We start from the raw sequence: 8,330 nt of genomic DNA, 5'->3' as shown, positions 1-8,330 counted from the left end.
ATAGCTTTTGCTGAGCAAGTTAAGCTATGTTCTGTTGATGTGAAAGACTTTTTGGGCATCAGCGTCAATCCCAAGGCCTTGCCAATGGAGGTGGTGCAGTATATTTTGAGGGGTAAGCTGGGCTTTACTTTGCGGCGGGTTCGCCAAGAAAGGTCGGAGGAACGAGATGCTTTAGGTAGGCCCAAGCGTATTAGGGTTTACCAGTTTGGGTTTCCCCAGGATGGCAGGGAGGCGATTTTTGAGGCTTGGCAGCAGCGGGATAAAGAGGCAGTGTCGGCGGAAGGTGCTACTCAGTTTTTAGGAGGGGTATCTAGTGGCACAGGGTCGGATAATAATATAGGGATGTCAGGGGGTGTGCCTCCCCTTGGTTTATCTCAACAGATTAATGAGATGGGAACTGCTGGCACAGGGTCGGATAATAATATAGGGATGTCAGAGGGTGTGCCACCTCTGGGTGAGGAATTGCCTCACGCCACTCAAGTGTTCGGAGTGGAAGCTGAACCCGCAGAGACATTAACAACAGAAGGGATGGGAGTTGCAGCTTCTTATGAGGCGATAGAACCCGAAAATCACGTCATTCCCACTTATGAGACAAAAGTACCCCAAATGGCACCGTCTGAGCTTAAAGTGGGCTCGGTGGTGAGGTTCTGCGGTGAAGTTCAGAAATATGTCGTTAGAGCTGTTGCAGGGGCTCAGGTAATGGTGAAATCCCTGTTTTCGGGGCAATTCGTCAACACTTACGCGCACCGCTTAGAGCTTGCAGAAGAGGGGACAGGATGAGTTATTTATGGCGATCGCGATTGATGCTCAGTTCAGCCTTGTATTTGTGAACTGCGAGTGCAGCGAAAGAAATAGGCTGAACAATTTATGTCCGATGAATTCCCCATCATTATGACATCAGGAACATTAACATCACACAAGAGCGAAAGCATGATGAAGTACCCTGATGCTTTACGAACGCTTGCGGGCTTGTTTTACCACAAACCCGTCTGGGATATCCTTTGACTTGATGAATTCCACTACACCCAGTTGAGGCAACTTGATTGAGATGCCTTGTACGCAATTGGGCAACATTTGTGGAAACACGAAAGAACGCATTCTTGCCCGGTTCTTAAACCGAGGAAAGCCCATTCGCAATACGATTGCATATCCACAAACGTGGTTTCCAGTCTTCTCAAAACTTGCTGCAATACCTGAGCATTTACTGTCTTGAGTTCTGGAAAATGCTCTTTCGCTTCGGTTAAAGACTTACATTGTTTAGCTAGCGTAATATACGAATTTCTAAGCATTGCAGGCATTATTAGTGCCATTTTATGGTTCCATCTAGCGTGCCAAGTTAGGGGTGAAATGACAGTAATGTCCGATTAATTTTTGATTAACTTTTATCTCCGCGCCTACCGTCGCGGAGTGGAAGACAGCTGAACTAACAATTCCCGCACCCGGCCTACAAACAAAGCGAGCTACTGAAACCACTTTCCGCAGAGAGTGCTAATTGTGGCGACTGAACGCTCACTCGCCACTGTCCCCTCGCATTGGCGCCCGTCACGCGCGAGGCGATCGCGAAGAAAGAAAACACAACTTTTCGCTTTCCTGAAACCGCTTAGATCCTCGTACAGCAGGTCGGAGCCTTTGAATTAATTATCAGAGGAGGTGTATTTCTCCTCAGTTAATCATCCAAAAGGCTGAAGTTAATTATCCGTTTTTTCAGCCCGTGTAGCCATGCTGCACCATGTTGTCAACTGTTGCAATCTAAAAAAGGTTAGCAATGCTTACCGCGAAAAATTTGATTGGGAGTTTTCTGTTAATATGACTATCCAAACTATCAACGATGTACTATTTCCTCCTTTCCTTTTTACCACTCTCTTTTGCTTAGCCTCAGTATTCCTGCACAAACCTGAAGCAGCCCAAGAAGAACTCACAGACAATCGAACCCAAGTAAATGTGTCAACAGTCGCAACACCATCCGATGGTATTGGCAGTGCAGTAAATGGAGCAACAATTGAAATTGAGAAACCAGCCAGCTCCCATCACACTCGCCATCAGACCACAGGCAAAAAAACACCAAACAAACCTGCAAAACCTATTGATTTTGCCGCACATTCAGGTGCAAGCACAACCTCAGTTCCTGCCGTTAATACTTCACTAATTTCACTTAGGCAAGCTCGCAAAATTGCTAGCGCCATCAAAGCTGCTGCGCCAGAACTGGGGTTCAAGCAAAAAGTTAACGGCTCTGATTCCTCTATTGAATGGTTGCAGGCTCAAATCAAAAATCGGCTGGAAAATTCTCCCCTAATTGTGATGCCTATCATCCTCAAGCTTGCTCCCAAAGCGGTGATTGCAAATACTCTAGCATCTGCTACTTCCGAACTAGGTGAAAGTGCGCGTTCAGTGTCCTAGCAGCGAACGAAAAGTTTCTCAACCAACCAGCGTACTCGTTTACCCTCCGAAACTTATAACAATGCCCAAGCCTTACGAAGGCTTGGGCAGTTCTTTTGACCTGAATAAGCGATTTTCCAATAAAATCATAATTTTATATTAAAGGGAAACAAAACTAGCAAAACAACTTGCAAAGTGAATAAAAAAATAGTATAATCAAATTATTACAAGCGCCAATTCTATTTGAGCGTACTGTTATGGCGGCAATTAAACCTGTTACCTTCCGAGACCTCATAGACGCGATCGCCACCTTGCCAATTATCAATTTGCCTGAGAATTTAAGTCAGTTGAGTAGCAATAAAAGCCAATTTAACTGCAATAAAGGGCGCGGGCTCCGGCATCCTCGGCGCAGCGCCCCGCAAGTGGCCCATCAAGCGATAAAAGCTTTTCGGCAGACTTGACGAAAGCGCACTTTCGTCCAATAATAAGGGATCTTCCATTTTGGAGGGCTGCGCCGTGAAGGTTCAAGGCAACGGGCGTGCTAAGATTTTGACGCCCGCCGAAATATCTAGGCTGTTCGACCGGGGTTTTGTTACAGCAAGGGATAGGCTTTTGTTTGCTGTGACTTTTTATTGTGCCTGTCGTATTTCAGAGGCGTTAGCTTTAACAACTCAGGACATTGTTGGCGGTGTGGTGACGCTGCGGAAAGCGACAACTAAGGGCAAGTCAGCAACGCGAACGCTGCCGCTACATCCCATGTTGGCTAAGTTTTTATTGGCTTACAATCCAGATGCGGGTTTTTTGTTTCCTGGGCGAGAGGGTACGAAGCCTTTGACACGCTCTCAGGCCGACTTGATTTTTAAAGAAGCTTGCAAACGGGTAAGAATTAAGGGAGCTTCCACACATTCGATGAGGCGGACAGCACTCACAAATTTGAGCAATGCTGGGGTGCCACTGCGGGTAATTATGGAGATATCAGGTCACAAAAATTTGTCGAGCCTCCAGCGCTATTTAGAAGTGCAGCCGGAACAGCTTGTCAAGGCGCTCGGGATTCTGAAGTGAAGCTATCGCGACTTTGGTTCGCCAGATTGTTTCAACAGTTGAAGGGCTCTCCCGTAAGTCTTCTTTGAATTGAGGCGATATTTGGACGCAAGGCTCGCGATGGCTACCCATTTCTTGCCGGATGTATTTTAGCTAAAACAAAGGCAACTGCTATCCGCGACAATCCTGACTGGTTTGAGCCGCCTGCTCAAGAGTGAGGTGTGAATAAGCTTTCCTGACTCTTGAGTTGTAATTGACGTACAAATTTGTCAGTACAAGACAGGTTTGGCCTTGTCAAAGAGCGGCTATCGCCGCTATTGGGAGTGACCTGTTCATTTAAGTTTCATCCATTTTTAACAATAGCGAACGCATTCACCTAGGAAAGCCTTCATCACGGGCGATCGCCCTCAAAAAAGCCAGTTAGCTGTTAAGAATTATGATTGACTTCTATTTCAGTTAACTGGCTCCCTTTCAATTAACCACACAAAATTCAAAGAGGGAGGCTATCTCGCCTTGAACGGAAACAACTTGAATTTACTGCCAGTACCACTACCGCCCATGCTGCCAGAAATGGTGGGTATCGTTGGTGATTCCCGATACTTCGCCATGTTTTATATGGGCAGCAAAGCTACTTGGACTGATGGTAGAGGGTTAGGGACCTTCAGTTATTATGCCGTGTACGAGCCACTTACTGAACATCCCGCTCTCGCCCTCGATCTGGAACCATACCACCTCGGTTCCGATGATGAATTTCCCACCCATGCAATTGTGTGCGATCGCTTGGAAGGAAAGATGTACGTCGGAAATTACCCAGAAGTAGAGAAATTTCTCAACATCCAGCACCCGCCGCTGCCCACTCTGTCACCAGAAGAAGTTGAACAGCAACGGCAAAGGATTGAGGAAGAACTGGCAAACTTTGACATTTCTACGTTCCAGAAGTTGGGGATGTTTGAGTTGTTGGCAGGGCACAATCAACAACAAAAGCAGGAGCTAGTGGAATTGGGGCATTGGCTTGACCAACAACTAACTGAAGATTCGATCCGGCGATACGTCGAAGCTGCTAATAAAGGTAATTGGACAGCGATTTCTGTACTGCAAAGATTTTTGCAACGCATCCATTAAATTTGGGTACAGCAGAATCATTACCCTTAAGCGAACGCAATCTTTCCTTGTAACTATGAGAGGAATTGGTATTAGTGCCAATTCCTAGCAACACTAATTAATGACCAAAAACTCTGCCTATTTCTGTAACAAAAATAAAACACAAAATCAAGTAGTAGCCATTGGAGAAAGAGCGCTTGTACAATGCGTTAAAAGCTGGTGTCCTCCCAGTTGGGAATCAAGATTTCCAGGGAAAATCATCCCTTTCTGGATTCCTATACTTCCTGAGCGACCGCACTCTGATGCAGAAATTCTCAAGTTTGAACCGCTCCACTATCACTTTGACTTTCGCTTTTGGCATGACCGACTTATCAACTTATTCTTCACTGATGGGGAAACTGCTGAAGATTGGCAAGCACGAGTTCAATTAGCTTGTGAAGTTATCGAAATAAAACAAGTGGTGCGCTTGTGCTACCGCAATATACCAATCCTTTCAGCCGACTACAACTTCTTGCCACGCTTGGAGGAAGCTTACTCGAACTGCTCCTTGCTGCCTGGTAATATTTGCCCCCACAAAGGTTATAAACTTTTGCCAAATACCAAGCACCCTAATTTAGGAACCTGCCCGGGTCACGGCTTAGCATTTAACTTCAAAACAGGGCAATTATGCCGGAGAAAGGAATTTACACAGCTTCATTTCAGTTGATTGATTTAGGGGAATATCGCGCTGCAATTTCTTTATCAAGAAATTTGCCGGAAAACCTGTCAAAAAAAGTCAGGTGCAATCGATTCACAGCTATGAACTTATGTCAATCTTAAAAGGAAGTCGAGATTTGATTTCGGCGCTGTTGCTAAGAGATTTGAAGGGGATGCCACCTTCAATCGAATTGCCTGCTAATTTTGCCAAAATTCACACGCCGCGCTTTGAGTGCGGCGACATGGTGCGCTGGACGGGTGTTGGCGAAGAAGCTGATTGGGGGATAGTTATTGGCAAATTTTACAACTGCGAACCGCGTCGGTACTGTTGGATGTGGTGCTACATAATTTGGCTGGCTGCTAATTCCAAGAGCGCAGCTTGGTGTCAGTTTGATACGGCGCGGGAGGAAGATTTGGAGGGGTTTGAGGATGAAAAAGCCACGAAGTTTGACAAGTAGAGAGCGCAATTTGATTGCCGTTTACAGTCAATGCCAATTGGGAATGACGCCGAAGCAGTTTTATGGCAAGTGGGCGGTGAGTTACGAGGAAATCGCTTTTATTTGTTCCCGTTCTAATTCTACAGTGCGGGGTTGGTTTAAAAAGGGAAAAAATCGAAGATTTCCTACTCCTGTCGATTTGCGTCATCTGGCAGTAATGGACTTTCTGCTGGAACATTTTGAGGAAATTCCAGAGGCACTGGCAACCTTGCTATGTCGGCTTTCTGAAGATAATAGCGTGCATTAGTAGTGGCGCGTCTGCTTGAAATTAGTGCATTGAACAATTGCCCGTGTTTTCTCAAATTGATAAACTTCAAAGCGTTTCACGGAGGTCCAGCACCCGTTATGGATCAAAGAAACTCTTTCTCCCCCTCTCCCCTTCTCCCTTCTCCCCTGCGAGTTTCTGAGGAGATTTCTAATGCCTCATTTCCAAATAGAAGCGCCACTATTGTTTTTGATTTTATATACATCAAGCCTTTTCAGCATCAAAAAATAATTTTAGCTTGTTCCAGCACAAATATAGTCAATTGTCAATATCACCGTGACCTGTCTTTGACAATATTGTTTCAATTAAGGTAATGGCAGGTAATCAAACACAAACACAATTTGTTACTGTTATCAGGAGGTTAAAATGACCTATTTTGAGAAGTTGCACCCGTGGTGCTTAATTCGCTTACTTCCTAATTGCCAGCGTATTGTTGTGGCGCGATTTCGCAAGAGAAACGATGCAGATGAGCATCTGCGGGTTTTGCAACGGTTGGTTAAACATCGCACATTTGTGATTATTTTTGATAGTCAAGAACAGCCAGCTTTGCCTCAAGATTGATGGGCAAAACTTATTTTGAAGTCGAATTAGTCAAAGTACCTGCATTAGATTAATAACTCCGCTTCTCCACAATTTCTCCTAGTTATCAATCCAACTGATAACTGGGAGAGTTTTTGATGGGTGCATAAGTCCTAACTATGGAAAATTTGAGTAGCAGTCAAATCAACAGAACAAATTATACAAGACTTACGCCCTAAGTGTTTAAATACACTATTGGTAGCGGTAAAGTGCTTATGGCTCACCCTACATATAGAGGTTATGCGTAAGTCCTGTTAGAGTTATTATTATCGTGTCCATCAATTAATTATTGTGTAAATTTCAGCTAGCGCTGATTAGTGTTTGAAAGATAGCGGAAGAAACCAACCCTATGATTCAAACACTGGTAAAACCGAATTTTCAATTAACTTCTCAACAAAACAACGCCCTCCAACTCCTCGAACAATTTGTAGCAAGTTCTAAACGGGTATTCGGGCTATTTGGATATGCAGGTACGGGAAAATCAACCCTTGTCAACCTGGTAGCAGAACAATTAGTCAGCGCCGGAAAGAGAGTCGCTTTCACCGCTCCCACCAATAAAGCTGTAGGCGTATTGCGACGGATGGCTGCTGAAAAAGGACTGAGAGGAGTAGACTTTATGACCATCCACCAGCTATTGGGGTTAGCTCCAGTCAAACAGGGGCAAAATAAAATCCTCAAACAAGTTTCTCCTTCTTTCCTTCACCTGTACGACACTATTTTTCTCGATGAGTGCAGTATGGTTACAGCAGAACTGTGGAATATTATTCAAGAAAGAATTGCTAGCGCTTTACTCATCGGCAGCAATCGGCAGCTTATTGTTATGGGCGACCCCGCACAATTGCCTCCTGTTAATAATGGCTTCATAGAAGAGAAAAAATCTCAATCCTTCAGCGTGCCTGAAAAAGCCGTTTTAACAGAGGTCGTCAGGCAAGGTGCGGGCAGCCCCCTGCTAGAATTCGTAACAGCTTGCCGCACGGCTGTCAAGAGCAAAGAGGCGTTCAAACCCTTCTCCAAATTCAGCCTTGATAAAAAAAACGGAGCCTTCTTAGTCAGAGAAAAAACGCTGCTGAAATACGCCTTAAAAAAGTTCTCTTCTACTTTCCCTCAAGACCCTGATTGCTTTCGCATCCTCTGCTACACTAACGAGCGCGTCGCCTACTGGAATAGCAAAATCAGAGCCAAAATCTACGGAAAAAATGCTCCCAGATTTATTATTGGAGAGAGGTTGATTGCTAAAGCTCCCGTTATTGCTCCCGACGGCAAAACCGTCATCCTGCCCACATCAGCAGAAGTGGAAATTGCCGAATTTCAAGAGGATAGGTACTCTGGCTATAAAGCCTGGAATCTCCAGGTTAAAACCGATGCAGGCGACCAACGCCAAATTTACATCCTCCACGAAAGTGACGCTTGCCGATTCCAACAGGACAATGCTAGGTTGCTGCAAAATGCTAAAAGCAATCCGAGCTTATGGAAGGCATGGTACGACCATTGTGAAATCTTTGCAGATATGAGAAATTGTTGGGCAATTACTGTACACAATTCTCAAGGCTCTACTTTCACGGAGGTGGGAATTGATAGCAGTGATATCGGCAGGAAAGTCGCTAGTAAATTGCTGTATCTCGCTCAACTTTTTCCTAGTCAAAAAGCTCAATTTGTCAAAGAATACCGCGACAGTATTCGAGCGCACAATCAGCTTATGTACGTGAGTTGTAGTCGTGCGAAGCACCGGGTTTTTGTTACTAAGTGAACCCATTTTATATTTGGTGAATGGCACT

The 8,330-nt window shown here is 44.9% G+C and carries 9 protein-coding genes and 1 pseudogene; 9 read left to right on the top strand and 1 reads right to left on the bottom strand.

The genetic code is table 11. From position 1 onward, the window contains the following. Both QUB08_RS08595 and QUB08_RS08585 read left to right on the top strand, forming a co-directional pair. A pseudogene (locus QUB08_RS08595) lies at positions 1-780 on the top strand (plasmid replication protein, CyRepA1 family); the annotation flags it as partial. Positions 781-1,806: 1,026 nt separating this feature from the next. After that, the gene (locus QUB08_RS08585; RefSeq protein WP_333075329.1) at positions 1,807-2,397 is read left to right on the top strand and encodes a hypothetical protein; all 591 of its coding nucleotides are present in this window, start codon (positions 1,807-1,809) and stop codon (positions 2,395-2,397) included. Positions 2,398-2,714: 317 nt separating this feature from the next. Here QUB08_RS08585 and QUB08_RS08580 read toward each other — a convergent pair whose 3' ends face one another. Then, positions 2,715-2,876 (bottom strand): hypothetical protein, encoded by a 162-nt coding sequence (locus tag QUB08_RS08580; RefSeq protein WP_333224319.1) that lies wholly within the window; start codon positions 2,874-2,876, stop codon positions 2,715-2,717. A gap of 16 nt (positions 2,877-2,892) precedes the next feature. Between QUB08_RS08580 and QUB08_RS08575 the strand changes: the two genes are divergently transcribed. The 7 genes from QUB08_RS08575 to QUB08_RS08545 all read left to right on the top strand — a co-directional run bounded on the left by QUB08_RS08575 (position 2,893) and on the right by QUB08_RS08545 (position 8,302). After that, entirely contained in the window at positions 2,893-3,438 is a 546-nt protein-coding gene (locus QUB08_RS08575) for a tyrosine-type recombinase/integrase (RefSeq protein ID WP_015211723.1), read from the top strand. 492 nt (positions 3,439-3,930) lie between these two features. Continuing rightward, entirely contained in the window at positions 3,931-4,539 is a 609-nt protein-coding gene (locus QUB08_RS08570) for a hypothetical protein (protein WP_333176452.1), read from the top strand. A gap of 100 nt (positions 4,540-4,639) precedes the next feature. Then, entirely contained in the window at positions 4,640-5,224 is a 585-nt protein-coding gene (locus tag QUB08_RS08565; RefSeq protein ID WP_333224318.1) for a hypothetical protein, read from the top strand. Positions 5,225-5,324: 100 nt separating this feature from the next. Then, positions 5,325-5,672, top strand: coding sequence for a hypothetical protein (locus tag QUB08_RS08560; protein ID WP_333224317.1), 348 nt, complete (start codon positions 5,325-5,327; stop codon positions 5,670-5,672). After that, a complete protein-coding gene (locus QUB08_RS08555) occupies positions 5,644-5,958 on the top strand; it encodes a helix-turn-helix domain-containing protein (protein ID WP_333224315.1) in 315 nt (104 codons plus the stop codon). The genes QUB08_RS08560 and QUB08_RS08555 overlap by 29 nt, the downstream gene beginning before the upstream one ends. A 384-nt stretch (positions 5,959-6,342) precedes the next feature. Then, positions 6,343-6,537, top strand: coding sequence for a hypothetical protein (locus tag QUB08_RS08550; protein ID WP_325314622.1), 195 nt, complete (start codon positions 6,343-6,345; stop codon positions 6,535-6,537). Positions 6,538-6,904: 367 nt separating this feature from the next. Continuing rightward, on the top strand, positions 6,905-8,302 hold the full coding sequence (locus tag QUB08_RS08545; protein WP_333224313.1) for an AAA family ATPase: 1,398 nt from the start codon (positions 6,905-6,907) through the stop codon (positions 8,300-8,302). The last annotated feature ends 28 nt before the right edge of the window (positions 8,303-8,330 follow it).

Origin of the sequence: Microcoleus sp. BR0-C5 (assembly GCF_036705045.1) — a bacterium.
Classification (GTDB): domain Bacteria; phylum Cyanobacteriota; class Cyanobacteriia; order Cyanobacteriales; family Microcoleaceae; genus Microcoleus.
Note: the sequence above shows the minus strand (reverse complement) of the source record. Positions and strands in the feature narration are given on the sequence as shown.